The organism is Arthrobacter nitrophenolicus, from assembly GCF_000332815.1.
Classification (GTDB): domain Bacteria; phylum Actinomycetota; class Actinomycetes; order Actinomycetales; family Micrococcaceae; genus Arthrobacter; species Arthrobacter nitrophenolicus.
Genome location: NZ_AOFD01000003.1, coordinates 104,223 through 127,549, shown reverse-complemented (window position 1 = coordinate 127,549; position 23,327 = coordinate 104,223). Strand labels below are relative to the sequence as shown.

25 protein-coding genes and 3 pseudogenes are annotated in these 23,327 nt (G+C 64.8%); 22 read left to right on the top strand and 6 right to left on the bottom strand.

Going from position 1 to position 23,327, the window contains the following annotated elements; genetic code table 11:
• Window positions 1-66: 66 nt before the first annotated feature.
• From G205_RS21520 to G205_RS22400, 3 genes and pseudogenes are all read left to right on the top strand, one after another.
• A complete protein-coding gene (locus G205_RS21520; protein ID WP_052013992.1) occupies window positions 67-468 on the top strand; it encodes a protein kinase domain-containing protein in 402 nt (133 codons plus the stop codon).
• Window positions 408-683, top strand: a pseudogene (locus tag G205_RS23905) (protein kinase domain-containing protein); the annotation flags it as partial. The gene G205_RS21520 and the pseudogene G205_RS23905, both read left to right, overlap by 61 nt.
• A gap of 73 nt (window positions 684-756) precedes the next feature.
• On the top strand, window positions 757-1,686 hold the full coding sequence (locus tag G205_RS22400) for a serine/threonine-protein kinase (RefSeq protein WP_052013990.1): 930 nt from the start codon (window positions 757-759) through the stop codon (window positions 1,684-1,686).
• A gap of 129 nt (window positions 1,687-1,815) precedes the next feature.
• Here the strand turns inward: G205_RS22400 and G205_RS01790 are convergent, their stop codons facing one another.
• Window positions 1,816-2,787 carry a type IV toxin-antitoxin system AbiEi family antitoxin domain-containing protein gene (locus G205_RS01790; RefSeq protein WP_009356462.1) on the bottom strand — a complete coding sequence of 324 codons (972 nt, stop codon included), beginning with the start codon at window positions 2,785-2,787 and terminating at the stop codon, window positions 1,816-1,818.
• A 255-nt stretch (window positions 2,788-3,042) separates the two neighbouring features.
• Between G205_RS01790 and G205_RS01785 the strand changes: the two genes are divergently transcribed.
• From G205_RS01785 to G205_RS01745, 9 genes and pseudogenes are all read left to right on the top strand, one after another.
• Window positions 3,043-3,450, top strand: coding sequence for an MmcQ/YjbR family DNA-binding protein (locus G205_RS01785; RefSeq protein WP_009356461.1), 408 nt, complete (start codon window positions 3,043-3,045; stop codon window positions 3,448-3,450).
• Between the two features lie 166 nt (window positions 3,451-3,616).
• Entirely contained in the window at window positions 3,617-4,039 is a 423-nt protein-coding gene (locus G205_RS01780) for a hypothetical protein (protein ID WP_009356460.1), read from the top strand.
• Window positions 4,040-4,044: 5 nt separating this feature from the next.
• Complete coding sequence (locus G205_RS01775; RefSeq protein WP_009356459.1) at window positions 4,045-5,025, top strand: IS3 family transposase; 981 nt, start codon at window positions 4,045-4,047, stop codon at window positions 5,023-5,025.
• Between the two features lie 472 nt (window positions 5,026-5,497).
• Window positions 5,498-6,501, top strand: a pseudogene (gene paaA / locus G205_RS01770) (1,2-phenylacetyl-CoA epoxidase subunit PaaA).
• A complete protein-coding gene (gene paaB, locus G205_RS01765; protein WP_009356458.1) occupies window positions 6,498-6,902 on the top strand; it encodes a 1,2-phenylacetyl-CoA epoxidase subunit PaaB in 405 nt (134 codons plus the stop codon). Before paaA ends, paaB begins: the two are co-directional and overlap by 4 nt.
• Window positions 6,899-7,831 (top strand): 1,2-phenylacetyl-CoA epoxidase subunit PaaC, encoded by a 933-nt coding sequence (gene paaC, locus G205_RS01760; RefSeq protein WP_009356457.1) that lies wholly within the window; start codon window positions 6,899-6,901, stop codon window positions 7,829-7,831. The genes paaB and paaC overlap by 4 nt, the downstream gene beginning before the upstream one ends.
• A gap of 8 nt (window positions 7,832-7,839) precedes the next feature.
• Complete coding sequence (gene paaD, locus G205_RS01755; RefSeq protein ID WP_085939463.1) at window positions 7,840-8,382, top strand: 1,2-phenylacetyl-CoA epoxidase subunit PaaD; 543 nt, start codon at window positions 7,840-7,842, stop codon at window positions 8,380-8,382.
• A 9-nt stretch (window positions 8,383-8,391) separates the two neighbouring features.
• A complete protein-coding gene (gene paaE, locus G205_RS01750; RefSeq protein WP_009356455.1) occupies window positions 8,392-9,618 on the top strand; it encodes a 1,2-phenylacetyl-CoA epoxidase subunit PaaE in 1,227 nt (408 codons plus the stop codon).
• 81 nt (window positions 9,619-9,699) lie between these two features.
• On the top strand, window positions 9,700-10,500 hold the full coding sequence (locus G205_RS01745; RefSeq protein WP_009356454.1) for an enoyl-CoA hydratase/isomerase family protein: 801 nt from the start codon (window positions 9,700-9,702) through the stop codon (window positions 10,498-10,500).
• Between the two features lie 85 nt (window positions 10,501-10,585).
• On the opposite strand, the pseudogene G205_RS22395 reads toward G205_RS01745, so the two are convergent.
• The 3 genes and pseudogenes from G205_RS22395 to G205_RS01735 all read right to left on the bottom strand — a co-directional run.
• Window positions 10,586-10,903 (bottom strand): annotated as a pseudogene (locus tag G205_RS22395) (mycothiol transferase); the annotation flags it as partial.
• The gene (locus tag G205_RS01740; protein WP_035751722.1) at window positions 10,900-11,301 is read right to left on the bottom strand and encodes a VOC family protein; all 402 of its coding nucleotides are present in this window, start codon (window positions 11,299-11,301) and stop codon (window positions 10,900-10,902) included. The gene G205_RS01740 and the pseudogene G205_RS22395, both read right to left, overlap by 4 nt.
• 622 nt (window positions 11,302-11,923) lie before the next feature.
• Window positions 11,924-13,057: a serine hydrolase domain-containing protein gene (locus G205_RS01735; RefSeq protein WP_009356452.1), complete on the bottom strand. Its 1,134-nt coding sequence runs from the start codon at window positions 13,055-13,057 to the stop codon at window positions 11,924-11,926.
• Between the two features lie 492 nt (window positions 13,058-13,549).
• Between G205_RS01735 and G205_RS01730 the strand changes: the two genes are divergently transcribed.
• Genes G205_RS01730 through G205_RS01725 form a run of 4 tightly spaced genes read left to right on the top strand, consistent with a single transcriptional unit; the run spans window position 13,550 to window position 15,412 of the window.
• Entirely contained in the window at window positions 13,550-14,674 is a 1,125-nt protein-coding gene (locus G205_RS01730) for a beta-propeller fold lactonase family protein (RefSeq protein ID WP_009356451.1), read from the top strand.
• Window positions 14,671-14,820: a putative Ig domain-containing protein gene (locus G205_RS22390; protein ID WP_083874989.1), complete on the top strand. Its 150-nt coding sequence runs from the start codon at window positions 14,671-14,673 to the stop codon at window positions 14,818-14,820. Before G205_RS01730 ends, G205_RS22390 begins: the two co-directional genes overlap by 4 nt.
• Window positions 14,821-14,828: 8 nt before the next feature.
• Window positions 14,829-14,981, top strand: coding sequence for a hypothetical protein (locus G205_RS21880; protein WP_009356450.1), 153 nt, complete (start codon window positions 14,829-14,831; stop codon window positions 14,979-14,981).
• Between the two features lie 5 nt (window positions 14,982-14,986).
• Window positions 14,987-15,412, top strand: a complete 426-nt coding sequence (locus G205_RS01725) for an enoyl-CoA hydratase/isomerase family protein (RefSeq protein ID WP_235046743.1) — start codon at window positions 14,987-14,989, stop codon at window positions 15,410-15,412.
• A gap of 61 nt (window positions 15,413-15,473) precedes the next feature.
• Here the strand turns inward: G205_RS01725 and G205_RS01720 are convergent, their stop codons facing one another.
• Window positions 15,474-16,118, bottom strand: a complete 645-nt coding sequence (locus tag G205_RS01720) for a response regulator (RefSeq protein WP_009356448.1) — start codon at window positions 16,116-16,118, stop codon at window positions 15,474-15,476.
• Entirely contained in the window at window positions 16,112-17,089 is a 978-nt protein-coding gene (locus G205_RS01715; RefSeq protein ID WP_160166588.1) for a sensor histidine kinase, read from the bottom strand. Before G205_RS01715 ends, G205_RS01720 begins: the two co-directional genes overlap by 7 nt.
• 935 nt (window positions 17,090-18,024) lie before the next feature.
• Between G205_RS01715 and G205_RS01710 the strand changes: the two genes are divergently transcribed.
• The 6 genes from G205_RS01710 to G205_RS01680 all read left to right on the top strand — a co-directional run bounded on the left by G205_RS01710 (window position 18,025) and on the right by G205_RS01680 (window position 23,317).
• Complete coding sequence (locus G205_RS01710) at window positions 18,025-20,079, top strand: coiled-coil domain-containing protein (protein ID WP_235046742.1); 2,055 nt, start codon at window positions 18,025-18,027, stop codon at window positions 20,077-20,079.
• Between the two features lie 273 nt (window positions 20,080-20,352).
• A complete protein-coding gene (locus tag G205_RS21875) occupies window positions 20,353-20,523 on the top strand; it encodes a hypothetical protein (protein ID WP_160166587.1) in 171 nt (56 codons plus the stop codon).
• 737 nt (window positions 20,524-21,260) lie between these two features.
• Window positions 21,261-21,824, top strand: a complete 564-nt coding sequence (locus G205_RS01695) for a hypothetical protein (protein ID WP_052013987.1) — start codon at window positions 21,261-21,263, stop codon at window positions 21,822-21,824.
• Window positions 21,824-22,105, top strand: a complete 282-nt coding sequence (locus G205_RS01690) for a PqqD family protein (protein WP_009356443.1) — start codon at window positions 21,824-21,826, stop codon at window positions 22,103-22,105. The genes G205_RS01695 and G205_RS01690 overlap by 1 nt, the downstream gene beginning before the upstream one ends.
• Window positions 22,095-22,382 (top strand): hypothetical protein, encoded by a 288-nt coding sequence (locus tag G205_RS22385; RefSeq protein WP_035751713.1) that lies wholly within the window; start codon window positions 22,095-22,097, stop codon window positions 22,380-22,382. Before G205_RS01690 ends, G205_RS22385 begins: the two co-directional genes overlap by 11 nt.
• The gene (locus G205_RS01680) at window positions 22,379-23,317 is read left to right on the top strand and encodes an ATP-binding protein (RefSeq protein ID WP_009356441.1); all 939 of its coding nucleotides are present in this window, start codon (window positions 22,379-22,381) and stop codon (window positions 23,315-23,317) included. Before G205_RS22385 ends, G205_RS01680 begins: the two co-directional genes overlap by 4 nt.
• The last annotated feature ends 10 nt before the right edge of the window (window positions 23,318-23,327 follow it).

Here is a 23,327-nt window from a genome sequence, read left to right as displayed (position 1 = left end):
TGCCGCATCCCAACTACCCGGATGGCGTTGAGCGTCAAGCCTTGTGATCTGAAGGGAATATGAGCCATGCCGGAGCAAAGCACAACGGGCCAGCTGCTCGGGGGCCGTTACCGGCTCCAGGAGTTGGTCGGCCGCGGGGCAGCTGCGGGCGTGTACCGGTCGTTCGACGAGTTCCTGGGCAGGGAAGTGGCGGTCAAGATCTTCGTCAAGGAGGCCGGTGAGCCCGAACTGCTTGCCCGGCAGGAGGCTGAGATCCGGATTCTTGCCTCCCTGATTCACCCCGGTTTGGTGACGCTGTTTGATGCCGGCACCGATGCGGCGATGGAACGCAGCTTTGTGGTGATGGAGTACGTGTCCGGCCCGGACCTACGCCAGTTCCTCCGCGAGGAGCCTATGGAGCAGCCAGCATCGCCAGCATCGGCTCGGATCTTGCCTCTGCACTGGACTATGTACACGGCCGCGGCGTGATCCACCGGGACATTAAGCCGGGTAACGTGCTTCTTTACAAGCAGCGGCCCAGCGAGCCGGATTCCCCATGGCGGGCCAAACTAGCTGACTTTGGCATCGCCCGGGTGATGGAGGAAGAGCATCTGACCGGGACGGGCCGCACGGTGGGCACTGCCGCCTACCTGAGTCCGGAACAGGCCCTCGGGGAGAGCGTGGGCGGAGCCAGCGACGTCTACTCGCTGGGACTGGTGCTTCTGGAATGCTTTACCCGGCACGTTGAGTTTACTGGGAAGCCAAATCGAGTCAGGCGTGGCACGCCTCAACAGGGACGCCGTCATTCCCGACGATATCGGTCCCGAGTGGAAGGCCCTGCTGGCTGCCATGACGGCGAGGACTCCCGCGGACCGGCCCACTGCGGCAGAAGCTGCAGCTGTCCTGCGGCAGTTGGCCGTGAGGCCGAGCCAGCCTGAAGCGGTCGCGGCCCCTGCCGGCGCTATGCAGGTGCTTCCGCCTGTTCCCGGTCCACAGCCGGACCTGCCCTCGCACCCGCCGAAAGCTGTCCGTCCGCGGCGGGGAATACTGGGCAGGCGTGCCCGGGTAGCCGCAGGGGCGTGTGCTGCAGCGGTTATCCTCGGGGTAGCCACCACCGCCACGTTCGGCGGTGCCGGTTCAAGCCAGCCTCTTGAACAGACAGAACCGGCGGCCCCAATACAGCCGGTGCACAACAATCCGGTGGACTTTCACCTGGACCAGCTTGAAGCCGCCCTCGAGCCGTCCGCGGTATCCCGGGAGGCCCTCAGCCAGTTGGCCCAGGCAGTGCTCACCAATGACCTGGAGGCCGCCCTTCGTCACCTGGACCGGCTTGAGCGGGATGTGGCTGACGAAGCAGCCGCCGGTGGCCTGACGTTCGCGCAATACAAGGGCATAACCACCGCCATCCGCATGGTCCGGCTCGACCTTGATACCATCGCCGCCGCCACTGGCGGATCAACGGCTGAAGCGGTTCCCGCCGGCGCCGATTCCTCATCTCTCAACAGTCCGGACGCTGTCCCCATCGCAGAACCATCGCCGGTCATCATCGAGCCACAGGCTCCCGCCGCCGAATACGCTGACGACAACAGTGCCGACCAGCAGGAGGAGCAGCCCGCGACGGACGCGGATAACAACGCCGGCTCCTCCCACGTCGTCAAGGCAAAAGACGGTAAGCCGAGCAACCCCGGGAAGGGAAACGGCGACTGAACCCTTCTTCCCGCCGCATGCTCGGCTTCCGCCCCACCCGGCGTCGAAACCTGCGCTGCGGCTATCACTGGCCGCTGCGGAGGTTCATTGTCGATGCGCGAATATGCGGGGCGCTGGGGATTCTGCGCGTCACAGGCGCGTTTGCGTGTCAAGAACCGCGGACCGCGCACGACGGCGGGGCACGCCGGCCGCCGCCAGCTTGCGTTCCAGCTTCCCTGGTTCCATGAGGTCCGCCCAGTCCCACCGCACCACATTGTTGCCCAGGGCCCGGATCCGGTTCTCCCGGTTCTTCTCCTCCACCACGGCCTGCGACGGCGTCCGGCCCTTGAGGAACTCGGGTTTGACGTACTTTTCCTCTCCATCAAACTCGCCCACCACCCTGGACCTCTTCCAGTAGAAATCGGTGTAACCCAGCAGACCTGAGGCATCGGAGAACTGCTGCTGGAGGACAGGGGCCTCGAACCCGGCGGTGTGGATGAGGGCCCGGCTTAACGACTCCCCGGCCGAGCCCGAGGCCGGATCGGCAAACCCGATCACTGCCAGGATTCTCCGGATGGCGGCAGCGGAGTAGTTCGATCCAATCCCAGCCTCCAGTTCAGCCTTGGTCAGGGCCGGCAGCCCGCGCGCTCTGTCCGGCCGGAGTACATGGTCCACCGGCGCCACGGCGTGGGTAAACGGCGTGAAGGCTGCCAGATCCAGGACGGTGCGGATGCGGTCGGTGACCAGAAGGCCCTCCCGCGTCACCACAATCAGGCCCGTCCGCGCGGCATAGTGGCGGCTGACTCCGGCACGCGACCGGCCGCCGTCGTTCTTCAAAGTGAGCGCCTCCACCGGATGGTCCCCGATGGTGGGCACGTCCCAGATGCTCGCGGCGGAGTGCCGCGCGAAAATCGTGGGCTTCTCGAACGTTTCCCCGGCGGCCTGGACCCGCAGCCGGTACTGCTGCCACGGCTTCATGGCCCGCCACGCCGCCCCGTCCACGTAGACGCCATGCCGGACCCGGACGAGGCCGCCGGACTTCACCCGCCTGGCGATCTCGTTGGAGCTCAGGCCGCGCAGCATGCGGTCGCGGGACAGGAAAAGCGGCGGAAGGTCTGGCATATTCCGAAGGTGCCACCCTTGGACCGCTCGTGGGAGGGGTTGGTGCCGCTATGTGGAGAACTGCTGGCGACGCGCAACTGCCGCCGCGACCCGCAGGTGACCTACCGCCCCCGGAATATGGTCTGCGAATTGGCAGATGCGCGTCGAAAGTGGAGATGCGCGTCGAAAACGTACGACGGCGGCACGCGCCCGCCAGCCGTACCTGCCGGTATTGCCCCTCATCACAAGCGGGGCTACGTTGTCGCCATGGATCGCATGGCCGTACCAGGTGATATTGACGCCATTTGCAGCGGCCTGCCGGAGGTTGAACTCGGGACGTCCTGGGGTAACCGCCCAACGTACAAGGTTCCCCGCGGGCCGAAAGGGCGCGGTTTTGTCATGTACCGGGCGCCGCATAAAACGGCCGTGGACCCGGAGACCGGCGAGCTCTATCAAGACCTGCTGGTCATTGTGGTCCCGGATGACGCCGCGAAGGCAGCCCTGGTGGAGGACCCGTCCGTGCCCTTCTTCACCGTTCCGCATTTCGACGGCTACAACGCTGTCCTCGTGCAGGAGTCACGGCTGGGCGAGATCGCGCGCGACGAACTGGCCGAGATTATCGTCGAGGCCTGGGCAGCACGGGCACCGAAAAAGCTGGCGGCTCAGTTCTTCGCCGGACGTTGAGCCCGGGTTCATCCGCAGGCAGTCCCGGTCTTCGCTGACGACGCGCACCTGCCGCCATGACGCGCAAGTGCCCTGGCGCGACTGGAATTTGGCGTGCGAATTGGCAGGCCCTCTCTGTCAGCCTGTTGTGAGACAAATTGTCTTGACGATAGGTAGGTAGGTTGGGATGACGAGATCAACGGGAAAGGTCCCGTTCCGCACTCTCGAGCAGAAGCTGGCGATTCTTGAGATTTACGAAGCCGCCCCGCGTGGTCAGAAGGGTGCGGTCTTGCGGGAGTATGGGGTCTCAGCGAATGCAATCGGGAACTGGGCATATGCTCGGGATCATGACGAGTTTGCTGCGACGCCCACTGGCAAGAAGTCCTCACGGACTGGTGCGATGACCCCGAAGCGCCAAAGCGCCGAGATCGTGCGGCTTCGGCGGGAGTTGGCGAAGGCGCAGGCTGACCAGGAAGTCCTCAAAGCCGCCCTGGAGTCCGCGGGAAAAGTGCACGCGCTCTTGGAGAAACTTGCCGAGAGCGCGGAGCCGGTCCCGCTGCAGACGCTATCCGAGAAAGAGCAGTCGAAGGGCTCGTCTCCGACGGAATGACCGTCATGGCCGCGTGCCGGCTGATGGGGATCTCCCGGGCGACACGGTACCGCCGGGGCGCCCCGCCACGAGCGAGGAAGGCCCCGGTTCCGCAGAAGGAACGCCCTCAGCCGGCTGCCCTCACAGAGCAGGAACGGGCTCGGATCGAGGCGTTCCTGATCGATGAGGAATACGCCGATCTGAGCGTGTCCCAGGTGTTCTACCGGGCTCTGGACAAGGGGGTTTACATTGCCTCGGAATCCTCCTGGCACCGCGTGGCAAGGGCGGGGAAGCTCAACGGTGACCGCCGAGCCCTGGCCACCCACAAGCCATCGGTAATCCCGGAACTGTGCGCGTCCCGCCCGAACCAGGTGTGGTCATGGGACATCACTGTGCTCCGCTCAGTGGACCGCGGGCGGAACTTCCGCCTGTACGTCATCCTGGACGTGTTCAGCCGTTACGTCGTGGGATGGAGACTCGAGCCCAACGAAAGAACGTTCGAAGCCATCGACATGATCACTGACGCACTCGCCCGGGAACAAACCAAACCAGAGGTCCTGCACGCTGACCGGGGCTCGGCCATGACAAGCATCGACATGAACCGGTTCCTGGCCAAACTCGGCATCACCCAGTCGCATTCCAGGCCCCGGGTCTCGAACGACAATCCGTTCTCGGAAGCACAGTTCAAGACGATGAAGTACGTCCTCGACTACCCACGGCATTTCAACGATATTGAGCACGCCCGGGACTGGACCACTGGCTTCATCAACAGCTACAACACAGAGCACCGTCACTCCGGTATCGGCTACTACACCCCCGAATCAGTGCATAACGGGAGCTGGCTGGCACTCCGACAGCAGCGACAAGCAGTTCTGGACGCCGCCTGGGCAGCCCACCCGCAACGGCACCGCCAGCGATCACGAGCACACACCATCCACACCGAAAGCTGGATCAACAACCCACAGCAACGCGCCGACAGACTAGAGAAACTGTCTCAAACAGGTTGACAGATTCCGCAGGTGCGCGTCGAAACTGAAGTTGCGCGTCGAAGGTGAGGGGGAGCCGGGAGGTCGGAACGTACGACGGCGGCGCTCGCCATCCCGCCCAGGCCCACCACGGGAACGGGTTGCGTCGCCAGGCGGTGAGACGTTGACGACGCGCACCTGCCGCCAAGACTCGCATGTGCCCTGGCGCGACTGGAATTTGGCGTGCGAATTGGCAGATGCGCGTCGAAAGTGGATTTGCGCGTCGAGGGAGTGGCCGCCATAGGGGATCGGGGGTCGGAAGACGGGCCGTGATAGGTGAGCGGGCGTTGCCAGGATGGCCGCAGGAGGTGAGAGGCCGTCGCCGGGAAAGCCGCAGGGGGGAGAGGGCAATGGAGGGGCAGCGCTTGACGGTGCCACGGGCAATTGCATATCCTGAACGAACGGTCGGTAAATAATTCCGCACGTCCCAGAAGGTCATTGCATAGGAGCAACCATGGCAGCGCAGAACCTGCAGTCAGTGCCCGCTGAGCCAACAGCCGGAACCAGCGAAGCGGCAGAAGCGGAGGCCCAGGCCCACTTCGACCGCGTCATGGCCGAGGACTCACGCATCGAGCCCAAGGACTGGATGCCGGCGGCCTACCGCAAGACCCTCCTGCGCCAGATCAGCCAGCACGCGCACTCCGAGATCATCGGCATGCAGCCCGAGGCCAACTGGATCTCCCGCGCTCCCAGCCTCAAGCGCAAGGCCATCCTCATGGCCAAGGTCCAGGACGAGGCCGGCCACGGGCTCTACCTCTACAGCGCCGCGGAAACCCTTGGCCAAACAAGGGACGAGATGATGGACGCCCTCATCGCCGGCAAGGCCCGCTACTCCAGCATCTTCAATTACCCGGCGCTCACCTGGGCGGACATGGGCGCCATCGGCTGGCTGGTGGACGGCGCAGCCATCTGCAACCAGGTCCCGCTATGCCGCGCCTCGTACGGACCTACGGCCGCGCCATGGTCCGGATTTGCAAGGAGGAGTCCTTCCACCAGCGCCAGGGCTTCGAGATCCTGCTTGAGCTCTCCAACGGAACGCCCGAGCAGAAGCAGATGGCCCAGGACGCCGTGAACCGCTGGTACGCCCCGGCCCTGATGATGTTCGGCCCGCCGGACGACGATTCCCCCAACTCCAAGCAGTCCATGGCCTGGAACATCAAGCGCTTCAGCAACGACGAGCTCCGCAGCCGCTTCGTCGGCATGATGGTGGAGCAGGTCAGGGTCCTGGGCCTCACCCTCCCCGATGACCAGATCCGCTTCAACGAGGACACCAAGAAGTGGGAGCACGGCCCCCTTGACTGGGACGAGTTCCACGAGGTCCTGGCCGGCCGCGGCCCCTGCAACGCCCAGCGCCTGGAGCGCCGGAGGGCAGCGCACGACGAGGGCGCCTGGGTTAGGGAAGCAGCGGCGGCTTACGCAGCAAAACAGTCAGCAAAGCAGAAGGAATACGCAGCATGAGCCCCCACGGCAACCCGGAAGAGCCGGCCAGCTCGGCCGCAGAGATCAAGCGCGAAGCCCCGAAGGTTTCGACAAGCTCAACCAACGAACCGGTAGTTGAGCCTGTCGAAACCCACGACCGCTCCGCCTGGGGCCTCTGGGAGGTCTTCGTCCGGTCCAGCCGCGGCCTGAGCCACGTCCACGCCGGATCCCTGCATGCACCGGACGCCGCCATGGCCCTCCGGAATGCACGCGACCTCTACACCCGCCGCAACGAGGGCGTCTCCATCTGGGTGGTTCCGGCTGAAGCCATCGCCTCCAGCGACCCCGACTCCAAGGGCGCCTTCTTCGAAAGCCCGCAGGGCAAGGACTACCGGCACGCCACGTACTACACCAAGAGCGAAGGGGTGAAGCACCTGTGAGCACGCCCGGAACCAACACCGAAGCAACGGAAACAACGGGCCACGGCGACATCTCCACCGGCGTCGCAGGCGGCGACAGCAACGCCAGCGCAACAAGAATCACCCCCGGCAACGCCCTCCGCCCGGAGGACATCGCCCTGGAAGTCAGGACCGGCCTGGCCAAGCCCAGCGAGGACATCGCCGAGTACGCCCTGCGGCTCGGTGACGACGCCCTCATCCTCGCCCAGCGCCTCGGCCACTGGATCTCAAGGGCCCCCGAGTTGGAGGAGGACGTGGCCCTGGGCAACATCGCCCTGGACCAGCTGGGCCACGCCCGCAGCTTCCTCAGCTACGCCGGCGGCGGGCTGACCAACGAGGACGGCAGCACAAAGTCGGAGGATGACCTGGCCTACTTCCGCCGCGAACACGAGTTCCGCTCAGTCCAGCTGTTCGAGCAGCCCAACGGCGACTTCGCGGCCACCATCGCGCGCCAGTTCGTGGTGAGCTACTACCAGTTCGAGCTGTACCGCCGCCTGACGGAGTCAACCGACGAGACGCTGGCCGCCATCGCCGCCAAGGCCGTGAAGGAAGTGGACTACCACCGGGACCACAGCGCCCAGTGGATCCTCCGCCTGGCCGGCGGCACGGAAGAGTCGCGGAAGAGGATGATCCACGGCCTGCGCCTGATGTGGCCGTACGTCAACGAACTGTTCCAGGACGACGACCTGACGCGGCGGCTCGCGGAGGCGGGCGCCGCCGTCGCGCCGTCCAGCCTGCGGGAGGACTTCGACCGGCTGACCGGCGAGGTCCTTCGCGAGGCCGAACTGGAGGTGCCGGACGTCCCGGCGGCCCCCGGCGGCGGCCGGCACGGCAAGCACTCGGAGCACCTGGGCTACATCCTTGCGGAGATGCAGGTGCTGGCCCGCGAACATCCCGGAGCCAGCTGGTGACTGCGGCCATGTACATCTCGGACTTCGAAACCCGGACCCGGACCCCGCGGCAGAAGGCGTGGGAAATCGCCGCCACCGTGGTGGATCCGGAGATCCCGGTGCTCACCATCGAGGACCTGGGCATCCTGCGGGACGTGCAGGTGGAAACGTACGACGCCGGCACCTCCTCCGCGGGCACCGCGCCGAAGGTGCGGGTCACCATCACCCCCACGTACTCGGGCTGCCCGGCCATGGACGCCATCCGCGACGACCTCAAGGCGGCGTTCGCCAAGGAGGGGTACACCGACGTCGAGGTTGACCTGGTCCTGGCCCCGGCCTGGACCACGGACTGGATGACCGAGGCCGGCAAGGCCAAGCTCCGGGAGTACGGCATCGCGCCCCCAACCGGCAAGGCCCACCACGGCCCCATCAAGCTGAAGATGGCCGTCAAGTGCCCGCAGTGCTCCAGCCTGAACACCCGGGAACTCACCCGCTTTGGTTCCACGTCCTGCAAGGCGCTGTACGTCTGCAACGACTGCAAGGAACCGTTCGACTACTTCAAAGTCCTGTAAGGAAGCCCCATGCCTGTTGTCCGCCAGACCGCCGCCGAAGAGGCGCAGGCCACCGGCCGCCGTCGTCCGTCCTTCCACACCCTCGCGGTGAAGGAGGTGCGCCGGCTGACCGAGGACGCCATCGAGGTCTCCTTCCACGTGCCGGCGGAGCTCGCCGGCCAGTTCGACTACCTGCCCGGCCAGTACGTGGCGCTGCGCACCACGCTGCCGGACGAGACCGGCGAACCGAAGGAAATCCGCCGCAGCTACTCCATCTGCGCCGAGCCGCGCAGCTTCGAGGACGGCACCAGCGAGATCCGGGTGGCCATTAAGAAGGACCTGGGCGGGCTGTTCTCCACGTGGGCCAACGCCGAGCTGAAGGCCGGGGACACCCTGGACGTGATGAGCCCGATGGGCGCGTTCGTGTCCAAGCACGGCCGGGACGGTGTGGCCGTGGAGCAGAACGTCATGAACTCCATGAACCACCCGGAGGACCTGGCGGGCGAGCCGGGCACGTTCGTGGCCATCGCCGCCGGCTCCGGGATCACCCCCGTGATCGCGATCGCCCGGACGCTGCTGGCCGCCAACCCGGACACCCGGTTCGACCTGATCTACGCCAACAAGGCCGCCATGGACGTGATGTTCCTGGAGGAGCTGGCCGACCTGAAGGACAAGTACCCGCAGCGGCTGGCCATCCACCACGTGCTGTCCCGCGAGCAGCGGATCGCGCCGCTGCTGAGCGGCAGGATCGACGCCGAGAAGCTGCAGCAGCTGCTGGGCACCGCCATCCACGCGGACGATGTGGACGAGTGGTTCCTGTGCGGGCCGTTCGAGCTGGTGCAGCTGTGCCGGGACACCCTGGCCGAGCGCGGCGTGAAGCCGGAGAACGTCCGGTTCGAACTGTTCACGTCCGGCAAGCCGGACCGCCCGGAGGGGCACGCCGGCCGGCCCGTGCTGGTGGACGAGTCCAAGGAGACGTACAAGATCACGTTCAAGCTGGACGGCCTGCAGGGCGAGGTGGCCAGCCCCACCCACGCCCGCGAGTCGATACTCAACGCCGCGCTGCGGGTCCGGCCGGATGTGCCGTTCGCATGCGCCGGGGGAGTGTGCGGCACGTGCCGGGCCAAGGTGGTCACCGGCAGCGTGACCATGGACGAAAACTACGCGCTGGAGCAGGATGAGCTGGACAAGGGGTACGTCCTGACTTGCCAGAGCCACCCCACCAGCAAGGAAGTCACCGTCGACTTCGACGTGTAACGGCCGGTGGTTGAGCCTGTCGAAACCAGGACCCGGTGGTTGAGCCTGTCGAAACCTCCTCCGAGCAGAATCGAGAAACAGATGATCTCCCTTTCCATCAGCAACGGCGTGGCCGAAGTTGTGCTGGACGCACCGCAGAAGCTGAACTCGCTGGACGAGCATGCGCTCAACGAGTTGCGCCAGGCGTACGACGACGCTGCTGCCGCCGCCGAGCGCGGTGAGGTGCGGGCGCTGCTGCTACGGGGGGAGGGGCGCGCCTTCTGCGCGGGCCGCGACATCCAGAAAGTCACGCCGGAGAGCGACGACGCCGCCGCGTACCTGGGCGGGCTGGTGGAGCCGCTGCTGAAGAAGATGGCGGCCTTCCCGGCGCCGACGTTCGCAGCGGTGCAGGGTGCGTGCCTGGGCGTGGGGCTCGGGCTGGTACTGGCCACAGACGTGGTGTACGTGGCGGAGAACGCGAAGTTCGGCTCGCCGTTCGCCAAGCTGGGCGCCACGCTGGATTCAGGCGGGCACTGGTACTTCACCGAGCGGCTGGGCATGCACCGGACGCTGGACCTGATCTACACCGCGGACCTGATCTCCGGCGCTGAGGCGGTTGCCCAGGGAATGTTCAGCCGGGCGATGCCTGCGGACACGCTGCTGGACAGCACCCGGGAAATCGTGGCCCGGGTGGCATCCGGCGCCACCGGCGCGTTCGTGGCCAGCAAGGAGCTGGTGGCGCACATCCGGGACCAGCGCCTGGGCCTGTGGGAGGCCATGCAGGAGGAAAACAGCGAGCAGGCGCGGCTCTGCAAGACCGAGGATTATGCCGAGGGCTTCCGGGCGTTCCAGGAGAAGCGCGAGCCGCGATTTGTTGGGAGCCAAGCGTCAGGACGGCTCTGATCCTGAATAGGGTCAAGCCCCTCTGGACTGGCCGCTCCCGTCGTGGTGCATCCAAGACGCTGGCAGGCGGGTTGCAGCGGGGAGGGGCGTCGAGATCGATGCCGGCGACTACCTTGTCGCTCCGACCGATTTCACGCCGGTAGGCCTCGATTGCCTCCGCGCCCGTCATCGGATCCGATGCCCAGCCATCGCGCAGCGCTCCGATCGCCTGCTCATCGCCACCCAGAACGGCTGAAATCCAGAACATTTCGTCGTCGAACGCGAGGTGGTTCAGGAGCCGCACGATCGTCCAGCCCGAGGGCACTATCACCCGGTGCATTGCATGCTCGGGCAGCCCGTTGACTGCCCGGAGCACATGTTGGCGCTCGTTGGCCAACTGTTCGAGTAGCAGTGCGTCGCTCACTGGCCGGGTTCGTAGCCGATAAGCCAGTGGAGCCCGTGCCGGTCAATCACTTGGCCGTCGGATGCGCCCCAGGGCTTGGGCTCGAGGCGATCCACCACGCGCCCGCCGACCGCAAGTTTGTCGAACCACTCATGGAGGGTTTCCGGCTCGGCGGTCCCGAGCAACGAGAGCATGAGGCCTTCAAACCGGATCGTCTTCCCGCCGACTGGCGCATCCGATCCGGCCAGAGCAACGGTGCCGCTGAGGATTCCGTGAGCGATGTGATCCGGCGGGCCGTCGCTGTTACCGAAGTCCTCCCTGGTGTGCAGAGATAGCTCTCCGCCGAAGATGTCACGGTAGAAGGTGAGTGCTTCGCGCGCGGTGCCGGGAAAACTGATATAAATCTGCGGTGCCGTCATGCCCACAGCATATATACGCGGTTTTCGGCATGGGCGCCCCTAGGTGGCCATAAATCAGGGCCGAGCTTGCAGCCAGAACCGTTCCGCGACCTGAGCATCCGCTATGCCTTGCCTCTTCTCACAGGCCTGTAAGAGGGCCATGATTGGCTTTATAGCGATGTTGGTTGTCGGGCTGAGCGGCCGCCGGCGGATGAGCGGAATGAAGAGATTCCATGATCAGAAGACTGCTTTGCAAATGGAATATCGGCCATCACTGGGTCGCCAGCATGAACAGGGACGGGGAGTTCCGGCGCCAGTGCAGTCACTGCGGAAAGGCAGATGCGCACCAAGAGCGCTGGTCCGGGCGGCTGTCCAACGGCGACCATCCTGCACATCCTGACAAGGGCTACTACTACTGACTCTTGCGGGAGACGAACGTGCTCGCTGCAATGCTGTGCAGATTCAACATCCACCATAAATGGCATGTTGAACATACCGACGACGGGGACCTCTACAAACGGTGCCTGCGCTGCGGTAGGGACAGTTATGACGGGGACGGCAGTTCCGACGGTTGGGCGCTAAGGCGCTGGTGGTAGGGACCACTGGATCCCGGGAAGCCCCTTCCGGGCTGGGGATGCGTTGCCTAGGGGCAGAGCCGGTCCAAGGTCTCCTGCAGGGCGGAGACCATCTGGTCGTCCCACAGGTTGAGCTTGTCACCCGTCTCCGGATCCTCAAGGGGTGTGGGCATCGGGGGCGGGACCAGGGTCATGGTGGCCTGGTACTGTCCGTCAGTGCTGGCAACCGAGGCGGTGCGGTAGGTCCAGAATCCGCCCGTGCCGCCGAATCGGTGTTTGTCGTCGCAGTCCTGGTTCCATTTCCAGAGCCCGAGGCCGTACAGCGGGATGGCCTTGGTCTTGGTCATCTCCTGCAATGAGCCAGGGGACACCAGGTCTCCGCGGAACAGGGCTGCGTAGAAGTCGTTGATATCGGACATGGTGGAGATTACTCCGTAGGCGGGCGACCCGAGAACGCCGGGGGCTTCGGTGATGTCGAGGCGTTCGCCGCGGTAGGTGATGTAGCCCCGTATGACGGAGGGGCTGGCGGCTGTGGCCGGATCAACGAACGTGCCCTCCAGTTCCAACGGATCAATGATGTCCGCCCGCAGCACCTCGGGAAACGGCTGCCCCCGCAGTTTCTCCACCAGCTGGCCAAGCGCCATGTAGCCGGAATCGGAGTACCGGAAGAAACCAACGTCCCGGACATCCCAGGGCAGCTGGGCTGTCAGTTCCAGGGCCCGTTGGGTAGTGATGTCTTCCGTGATGACCCGCGGGACGTCGTCGGAAGTCCTCTCGGTGACCTCCTGGAAGGACCGCATGCCGGACGTGTGGCCCAGGAGTTGCCGGACGGTGATGGGTCCCGGTGGCTTGAGGATCGTTGTGAAACTGTCCAGGATGCCGTTCACCGGATCGTCCAGACCGATCAGGCCGTCCTCTACCAGCTTCATGACCGAGACGGCGGTCATGGACTTGGTGATGCTGGCGACGAACACCTGGTCCTCCGGCGTCGCGGCCTCCCTCGACTCCAGGTTGCGGACGCCGTAGGCCCGGGACCAGGTTCCTCCCGGCCACCTGACTTCCGCCACCACAGCGACGGAGCCCTGGTCAACAAAAGCGCGCATGGTGTTATCGATCGACCTGGTGGGAGGCGGCGCGCTGCCAAAGGAAACGGGGGCGGGAGCCGGCTCAGAGTAGGTGCACGCGCCCAGGGCCAGCGCCATCGCAGCCAGCGCGCTAAGAAGGGGAACTCGGGATGTGGTCAACCGACTGGGTGGCCGTGGCTGCAGGTGGTTTCCCCGGGCAAAAGCTCGTGACCCTGAATGCAGGTAGCGGAGGGAGGGGGCGGAGTGTCGTGCGCCAGGAAGAAAAGACTGCTGTGGCCGTGGGCGATGGCGGCGTCCTCGCGCTTCAACCAGGACGTCCGCTGAGGGCCGTCTTTGGCCTCACTTTTGTGGGAATGGTGGCTGTTCCTGAATGGGTTACCGACCACGGCTGACCGCGACCTTTCCAACGATCCCGTCCCTGCAATGCAGTGATTTTCGGTACCACGAGTATAGGCTCGCACACCTCTTGACAACAGAGACGCTGGCGCTGCCCACGGAACAGGTAGGCCCCCACCGGAAGACGGGTAACGACTACTGCTGACTGTTGATTTAGCTGGTCGATAGACTCCGGGTCCAGGCGACTTCGCCCGGAAAATGCAGGAGGATCTGATGACGGTCAGGACAACATTGGCCCGGCGGCGTACCGCCATCATCGGCACGGCCCTGGCGGTGCTCATGCTGGCCGGTAATCTCCCGGCAACTGCTGGCGGGGTGACCTCCACGATCCCGGTCGGGTCTGACCCGAGGGGTGTTGCGTTCACCCCGGACGGGTCCACAGCCTACGTCACCAACATGCATTCCGATACGGTATCGGTCATCTCCGTGGCGTCGGGCACAGTGGCGGCCACCATTCCGGTCGGAACGGGCCCACGAGCTGTCGCATTCACCCCGGACGGGTCCACAGCCTACGTCACCAACTGGAATTCCAACACAGTATCGGTCATCTCTGTGGCGTCGGGCACGGTGACCTCCACTATCCCGGCCCTCGTCGACCCGTTCGGCGTTGCGTTCACCCCGGACGGCTCAAAAGCCTATGTGACCAACGCCGGCCCCGACACGGTGTCAGTCATTGACGTGGCGTCGGCTACCGTAACCGCCACGATCCCGGTCGGGTTGTCTCCGGTTGGCGTTGCGTTCACCCCGGACGGCGCGACGGCGTACGTCACCAACGCCGATTCCAACACGGTATCGGTTATCGCCGTGGCGTCGGGCACGGTGACCTCCACAATCCCGCTTGAGGCTATCCCCTGGGGCGTTGCAGTCAGCCCGGACGGGTCCACAGCTTACGTCACCAACTTCGATGCCGGCACAGTGGCAGTTATCGCAGTGGCGTCTGGCACCGTGACCTCCACGATCCCGGCCGGCCCGAATCCGAACGCTGTTGCGTTCACCCCGGATGGGTCCACCGCCTACGTGACAAACATCTATTTCGGCACAGTGACCGTTATCGATGTGGCCTCTGGCATCATTGCCTCCACCATCCCTGTGGGACCAGACCCAGAAAATGTTGCCTTCACCCCCGACGGGTCGACAGCTTACGTTACCAACAGTGGCGGCAGGCCCGGTTTTGATATGGTCTGGGTCATTGATGTCAACGCAACACCCCCGGTGTTCACCGCGAAAACACCCCCGACCAAAGCGACCATGCGCGCCGCCTACAGCTACACGTTCACCGCCACGGGCGACCCTGCCCCGACCTTCTACGTGTCCTCCGGTGCACTGCCCGCAGGCTGAGCCTGGACTCCAGCACGGGTGTCCTTTCCGGGACCCCGACCAAGGCCGGCAAGGCGACGTTTACGGTGACCGCCACCAACGGCGTCAGCCCCGACGCGTCCACCGGTCCCATCACCATCACCGTGACCAAGGGCAAGGTCCGCTGAGCCAGCACGTGACGCCGGAGAGCGACGACGCCGCCGCGTACCTGGGCGGGCTGGTGGAGCCGCTGTTTAAACAGCTGGCGGCGTTCCCGGCGCTGACGTTCGCTGCGGTGCAGGGCGCGTGCCTGGGCGTGGGGCTGGGCTGCTGCTGGCCACGGATGTAGTGTCCGTGGCGGAGAACGCGAAGTTCGGGTCGCCATTCGCGAAGCTGGGCGCCAAGCTGGATTCTGGCGGGCACTGGTACTTCACCGAGCGGCTGGGCATGCACCGGACGCTGGACCCGATTCACACGGCGGACCTAATCTCTGGCGCGGAGGCGGTGGCGCAGGGCAAGTTCAGCCGCGCTATGCGCGCGGACGAGCTGCTGGACAGCACCCGGGAGATCGTGGCCCGGGGTGGCCTCCGGCGCCACTGGCGCGTTCGTGGAGTGCAAGGAATTGGTGGCGCACATCCGGGACCAGCGCCTAGGCTGTGGGAGTCCATGCAGGAGGAAAACACCGAGCAGGCGCGGCTCTGCAAGACCGAGGATTACGCCGAGGGATTTTGGGCGTTCCAAGAGAAGCGGGAGCCGAAGTTTTTCGGGTGCGTTGGTTGAGCCTGGGCTCCCGGGCTTTCAGTGGAGTAATTGGCGGCCAGAGATAACGGGCCCTGTTCCGCTACTCCCGCAACATACGGAAGGCGCTCTCACGGTCTTTAACCCGGAGTTTGCGCAGGACCGCTGAGACGTGCACCCGGACCGTGGTTGGAGACACGAAAAGCTTCTTGGCGACGTCCTCGGTGGACAGTCCTGTAGCGAGAAGCTCCATGACCTCCCACTCCCGCGCACTCAGCTTCGCCACGGCCGCCGGCTTCCAGTTCAAAACCCTTCGGGCGGGTGCTTTGAACTCCTGAAGGATGCGGGTCACGAGGGTAGGAGACATGGCCGCCTCACCGGCGAGAACCCTCCGCAGAACATCGGTTAGTGTCAGCGGGTCCGTTGTCTTGAGTAAGTAGCCGATGGCCCCCGCCCGTAGGGAATCGAAGAGATCCTCATCGTCCGCGGATTGAGTCAGCATTACAACAGCTATTTCGGGTAACGTCCTGCTGATTTCCTGGGCGGCGGAGATCCCGTTACCGGGCATGTGGATGTCAAGCAGGACTACGTGGGGCCGGTGCTTCAGGGCCAGCTCAACCGCTTCTGTGGCGGTGGCGCCCTCTCCGCACACTTCCCAGCCGCCCGCTTCAAGCGCCTGGCGGACCTTCCCCCTGATGCGCGCGTGATCATCAGCCATCACTACGCGTAGGCGCTGCTGCTCTACCATGTCACAGTAACCATGCTTCCTTCTCCCGGACGGGACGTGATGTCAAGGAACCCGGGCAAGGTTCGAGCCCTTTCCCGCATGCTGACCAACCCGTAGCCAGCGTTGGCGCCTGTGGCGCCAGCGCTGTCAAAACCTTCACCGTCGTCTTCTACAAGCAGTTGCCGCCGTTCGCCGTCCTTGACTAATCGCACGCACAGGTGTTGGGCGTGGCCGTGGCGTGCCGCGTTTGCCACTGCTTCGCGGATGATGCGGAGCAACGTGTGCTGCTGGTCCGCACTGGCTTCGATGGAGTCGTCAATTTGGATGTCCAGGCGCACTCCGTACCTCTGCGCCAGCTCCCGTGTTGTCCGGCGCAATGCCAGCGCCAGGGGCTCGTCGCCGCCATGGCCAAGGGCGTGAACGGCTGCGCGGGCTTCGTCCAGGGACCGATCGCAGGCGGCGAGAATTCGGCTCCTGGCCGGAAAATTCGGAGGCAGGGAGTGTCCTTCCATTCGGAGCAGTGCGAGCTCCTGGATGACGCCATCATGCAGCTCGCGGGAGAGCCGCCTTCGGTCCTCGAGAACGGCCACACGGGCATGGGCGTCCCAGTACTGCCCAATTTCCTGGCTGGCGCCGACCAGCAAAAGGACGTAAAACCCGGTCCGCAGCAGATCCCCGGTGTAGAACCAATCTGTGTACCGCGAGGGGAAAAGTGCGTAATTAACGCGGGAGAAGGCTGCAACGGCACAAGCAGGGCCAAGCCAGTACAGCAGCGAGTCATCATGATGTGCGGCACGCCTCGTAAAAGCGATGGACGCCACGAAAAAACATAGGGCCGCCACGCATTGGGCAACGAAAAACAGGGGATGAACGGCAAACAACAATGGTTGCGGCGCTCCGTTTATCGAGGGGTCCACAGCGATGGGCAGCCGGGCTTTGGCTGCCCACAGGAGTAACGACATCAGGATGACAAGGACTACAGGTATGGTCACCGTCCGCAGTCCCCGTCTCGACGGTGACTCCCGGTTCAGGCTTACCAGGGCCGCGGCCGCAATAAGGGCTGCAGCGATAAGCCGAAGCGCAAGGGGAAGCCACACACTAAGGCTTCCGTCGCGGTCCCCGGTCAATGATCCCGTTAGCCACGACATGCCAGTTCCCGCGGCCGCCAGCAGCACAAGGCCTTGTGCCAGCAACAAGTCATGGAGCCTTCGGCGCCGCCTGTAACGGCCGGCAAGCAAATATGCCACCAACAAGGCCACGCATGCGTCAACGGACTCCAGTACTAAGTGGAGAGCGGGGCTGCGGTATCCAAACAACACGTGAGGGCTCCACACCACCAGGCCGGTGACCACGAGCCCGAGGACCCATCCAACCAGTGTCAGGCGCAGGGCGTGTCGGAGCCGTTCCTTACTAAGACGGTCTTCAACCGACATCAGTCCCCCCTACACTGCACCCAATGCGAAGGTCCCGTTCTCGGAGTCACTTCGACACCAGTTGTAGCGGCCCCCGTGCATCACGTCACTGCCTCAGTGCGTAATCGCCGACCAGCAAACACTAATGCCGCAATCATCGGAAAGCCCGGGTATCAATTACCTGATTCTCAAAGGCGCGCTACTTGCAACGAAGGCCTGACCCACAGTGAACGCAGCATCCTGTCCAACTTGGATTGCAGAATTGATGTCTACTCTTGACCGCAATCAGCGTTTAGGCATTTGAACGCAGGCAAACGGTTTTCCTGTCCCGTTTCGCCGTAGCCTTAATTCATCAGGGCGGGCCGGCTGGACACCAAGGGATTGAGAGCCAGATTGCTGCTGACATACCTGCAGGAACGCTCCCGCCACTGCTGATCCGCTTGAACTGTTGCGCGGATTCTCCCATCCTCTACTCCAAAAACCGCATGCCCTAACGGCCAGAACCAAGGAACACCATGAGCAAGAAGATCTCGGCTCGCGTCGCGACCGGACCCAGCACGAAATCACCAGGAGTGACTGTGAGCGCCAGTAGTGCGAAACCCGCCCTTGCCCGCCGCGTTGCAACCGCTGTCATCCTCCCGGGAGTTCTGACCAGCATGCTGGTTCTCGCGCCTCAGGCGTTGGCCGAGACCGCCCCTGTATCGGGCATCTGCAACGGTGTGACCAACCAGCAGGCGCACCGCGGCAACGCGCAGCCGAATTTGCTCAGGGCCGCGGCGAAGCAGAACGCCGAGCAGATCGCGGCGCTGACCGCCGAGCGGGCCGCGCTGGTCACCACGCAGACCACTTTGAGTGCGGAGATCAAGGCTGCGGAGGCCGAGATCTCCGCGCTGGACACGGAGTATGCCGCCCTCGTCGGAAAAATCGACGCGACGACGATGTCGCTGACCAAGCTTGAGGCCGACAAGGCTACGCTGACCGCCGCGATCGCCGCAGCGAACACCGAGCTGACCACGCTTCAGGGCCAAAGGACGACGTTGGTGAACCAGATCACGCCGCTGGAGACGCAGCTAACCGCCGCGCAGAGCGAGCTCACCGGCCTCAACACGAAGAAGACCCAAGCCCTCGCCGACAAGGCGGCTAAGGAAGCCGACCTTGCCGCCGCGAAGACCCGCCTACAAAATCTGACCGGCGCGGCGGCGGCAGCGCAGACCATGGTCAACAACCAGGTGGCCGCGATCGAGAAGGCCACGCAGGAACTGGCCGGTCTGGTCGCTCAGGGTGACACCGCCCAGGCGCTGGTGGATGCGGCGGAGAAGAACCTGGCAGACGCCCGCGCGGCCCTGCCGGCGCTGGAGGCAGCGGCCAAGACTGCTGACACGAACGCCGCCGCCGCGACCGCCGCGGTGGTCAAGGCTGAGGAGAACCTGCGCCTGGCAGAGCAGAGCGTGACAACCCTCACCCAGCAGATTGGCGCCGTCGAGGCCAAGCTTCCTGTGCTGCAGACCGAAATCGCGGCTTTGCAGGGTGACATCACCACCAAGAATGCCGAAATCGCCGCCAAGGAGCAGGAGATCGCCGCCGCGACCGCTATGCCGGTCGCCGACGCAGCCGCGCTCAAGACGGAGCTTGCCGCACTGGAGGCCGAGCGCAAGGCGCTGGCGAACAACAGCGGCGCCCGGGCCAAGGAGCTGCAGGACTTGATCGTGGCCAAGAAGGCGGAAATCGCTGCCGCCGAGCAGCAGGCAGCAACCAAGACAGCGCTGATCACCGCCCTGAACGGTGACCTGACCAAGCTCCAGGGTCAGCTGGCGACACTTAACTCCCAGCTGTCGGCCAAGCAGCAGGAGAGCAGCAACCTTCAGCAGCAGCTCCTGGGCCTCCAGACCAGCCTGGTCGGCGCCAACGAGCAGGTCACCTCTGCCACCGCGACGCTGGCCGACGCCAAGGCCGCCCAGACCGCCGCGAACACCGCCCTGACCAACGCCAACGCCGCGGTCACGGCCAAGAAGGCCGAGATCGCCGCGCTGGAGGCTGCCCTGCCCGGGCTGACCGGGGACCTGACTGCCGCCAAGGCGGAGATCACTGCCAAGCAGGGTGAGCTGAAGGCGCTCGAGGACGCACTGCCCGGCCTGCAGGCCACACTGACCGCCGCCAACACTGCGGTTACCAACGAGACCGCCGAGGTCACCCGGCTCGAAGGTGAGGTCGCAAAGCTGGTCACGACTCTGGGCACGCTCAACACCTCGATCACCGCTACCGAGAACGCGATCCTGTCCCTGCAAAACCAGCTCACCCCGCTGCAGACCTCGCTGAACACGCTCAACAAGGCGATTAGCGACAAGGAAGCGGCCTTGACCACCGCCAAGGCCGACCTGAACGCTCTCGACGCCAAGATCGTCACCGAGTCCGCGACCCTGCGGACCCTGGAGAGCGCCAAGAAGGTCAACCGCGACGCCGTTGCCGCCCAGAAGGTCGTTGTCGCCGGCCTTCTGGCCCAGTACAAGGTGGTCTTGGACCGCATCGCCGTCATCGACGGGACGATCGCGCTCGGCGGGTGCCTTGCCTGATTGACCGCAATGCCCAGAAGCGCCCCAGGAGCCGACTCTCCTGGGGCGCTTCGCCGATGTCACGTACTTGTAAAAAACGGAAACTAATGCGCTTCAGCGCGCCGTTGGGTATCGTGTCCTTACTTTTGGTTGAGCAGCCAGCCTCCTGGAATCCCCACGAGAGCCTTATTCATGCTCCCCACCACTGGCAACCCCGCCGCCAATAAGGCGCTGTTTCGCCGTGCACCCGCGGGCAGGGTCTTTCATCGCTTCCAAAACTTGCACAAGGTGCCGATGTCGGACCTCCTCCAGCTGCGGTGGGCGCTGGGCAACTCTGTGGCAGTGACTGCCTTCAACCCCATTGGAAACTTTGCCTTGCTGCACCTCGTCGACTCCGAGCTGTCCAGGCGGTCGACGTTCCAGTCAGCGCTGGGGCCCGTGCCAGCGCGACAAGACCACCTGTAGACCCCGGCGCAAGCCGCGGGAACAGGTGAAGGCGGCCATGGCTGGGCAGGGCCGCCTCCGTGGGCCGGTGCCAGTCGGTTGGGGGACCGGCCCACGGGTCGGCCCGGGACTGCCGAAAACCGGCTAGGGGCTTAGGTAGGTCCCGCTTCCCGAGTATTGCGGAGGTAGGGTAGGCCCACAGGAAACGGGTATCGCCTACTCGTGATTTGCCCTCCAGTTGGTTGTTCACTGGAAGTGCCGGCGAGGATTGGGAGTTGGCCACTACGGCTCCCGCTCCGGAACATCGCCGGCACCACCCTTGCGGCGGCTGAAACACATGAGTCCCCGGCAGGCCGGGACCGGCTCAGGAACGGCGGAAACCATGCGAGCCAGATTGTCCACAGGCGACGGCATGAACCTCGCGGCCTGTCCCCACCAATTCGTTGGCCGATGCGATGACTGTTCCGCGTCGACGGGCCTGGAGGAATCCGACCAGATGGTGACGGATGAAGGCGGGACAACGTTCTCGGTCCAGTCAGGCACTCATCAAGAGCAGCTTTGAGTCTGCGGGCCACGTTTCCGCAGGTGGAAGCAGGGTTGAGATAAAAAGAACCCAATCTTGATTGAAGCTTGAGTCCCACTTGCAGCGATCTTTATCCCCGTTGGAAAGAGTAGAAGAGGCCGGAGTTCGCCGGCCAAAAAGCACAGCGTCGGCTAGAGGCAGCTGACCATGCTCAAAAACTACTCTGGGGGCTTATTTGTCTGAGATTTTGCAGGAAGAAGTCGTTGACAACGAAAACGGTGTGAGCCGCCGCAGGGTGGTTGCAGGTGTTGCCTGGTCGCTGCCGGTGATCGCCACAGCCATTGCTGCCCCGGCTGCCGCAGCGTCGGGAACACTTTCACTCGCCTTGGGACAGGTTGGAAGCATCACCTTCACCAAGCAGGGAGTGCAGGGACAGGGGCAGATTCGACATGGACAAGGTCCTGCCAACCTGGACATCCAAAACACTACCGGCATTGCGCAGACAATCACCGTTGGAATTGTTCCGGCCGTGAACAGCGGATCGGTCAGAGCCGGCATCGCCATCAAGGCCCTTGACGGCGCTACTGTCCTGGCACCGGTATTCGATGCGGCCTATATCTCGACAGCGTCTATCACCATTGCCGGAGACCAACTCGTCAGCCGCGGCGTGTCGTTTCAGTACGTAGAAGGGAACGGCCAATCGGCACCGATTGCGGGGCAGGTTTATACCTTCACGATGACAATCACGGGGACGTCAATCACCCCGCTTGTGATTCCGAACATCACCATGACTATCTAATGGTCTGGAAACGTGGCGGCCTGGTGGCCGAAGTATGCAGCGAACGCCGAAGCCGGGTTGCCCTGCTCCATGTGGACGCAACCCAGCCCGTGGTCCTGGAAGGCCCGGCAGCGGTCATCTGGGACCTGATCGACGGCCAGCGAACGGAGCAGTCCATCCTCGCGGAACTTGAGGCCACCTTCGAGGACCGGACAGGGCAGATGCACGCCCAGGTGGAAAGCTTCCTGGCCAGCCTGGAGGCACAGCGCCTGATCGAGGCTGCGCCCGGCAGTGACCGCTAGCAGCTTCATTCCCGGGAGCCCGGTGCGGAACGCGCTGGTCTCCTGGGAGAAGCGGCTGTTCGAGGAGCTGGCGAAAGGCAGCGACCTGCTGTGCGTGGACGTCCTGGGCGTGCAGTTCGGTGTGCGGTGGGGCCGTGCTGTCACCCGGCAGCAGCGGGAGGGCATGAGCGCGGCGTGGTCACGCTGCGCCAGCGTTCGCCAGCTCATGCTGCCGCCAATGCCGGAGGAACCCACGGCTGGCCTGCCGTTCACGCGTCGGTTGCTCACCGGTCCGTGACGCACGACGGCGGCAAGTTCCACCTGCAGGCAGCCTCCTTTGAGGAACTGGCCGAGGCGGTCACCACCAGGCTCACGCTGGCCGCGATCCTGGCCAACGCGGGCGAGCTGACCATGCTGCACGCCTGCGGGATCGCGGATCCCCTGACAGGGGCCGTGGTGGCGCTGGTGGCCAAGTCCGGCACCGGCAAGACCACCGCGGCGTCCGTGCTGGCCAGGAGCTACGGGTACGTCACGGATGAGACAGTGGCCATCGCCCATGACGGTTCCGTGGTGCCGTACCCCAAGCCGCTGTCCGTGAAGCGCGGTCACAGCCCGTACAAGCGGCAGGTGGGGCCGGACGAGCTGGGGCTCCTGCCGGTCACCGCCATGCCCTTCATCCAGTCCATCGTGCTGCTTGACCGGGTCCAAGGCGGCCCAACCATAGCTCCGGTCCTCGAAAAGGTCCCGCTGGCCGACGCCGTGCTCGCCCTGCTTCCGGAGACTTCCTCCCAGGCCGAGATCGGGGCACCGCTGCAGTCGCTCTGCCACCTGATCGACGACGTCGGGGGAGTGTGGCAGGTGACTTACTCGGAAGCCGAAGACCTACCGGCGGCGCTGGAACCGCTGTTTCGAGAGCAGCCTCGGCAGGAGCCGGCATGGGAAGCGCGGATAGCAGAGAATACCGGCACCGGAGACATCCCGCAGGGCTGGTTCCGGCGGGCAGCAGCCCGGGATGCCGTGGCCATCGGCGGCGACCTCCTGGTGATGCTGGAGAACCAGGTGGTGCGGCTCAGTGGGATTGGCCCGGCCATCTGGGATGCAGCCGCCGCCCCGGTCCCACTGGAGGACCTGGTGGAAGCCGTCGCAAAACAGCACGGAACCCCGGAAGGCTACCGGGCCGCCGTCGAACGGGCCGCACAGCAGCTCACCGCCGAATCAGTTTTGGAAAAGTAAGGAAACCACC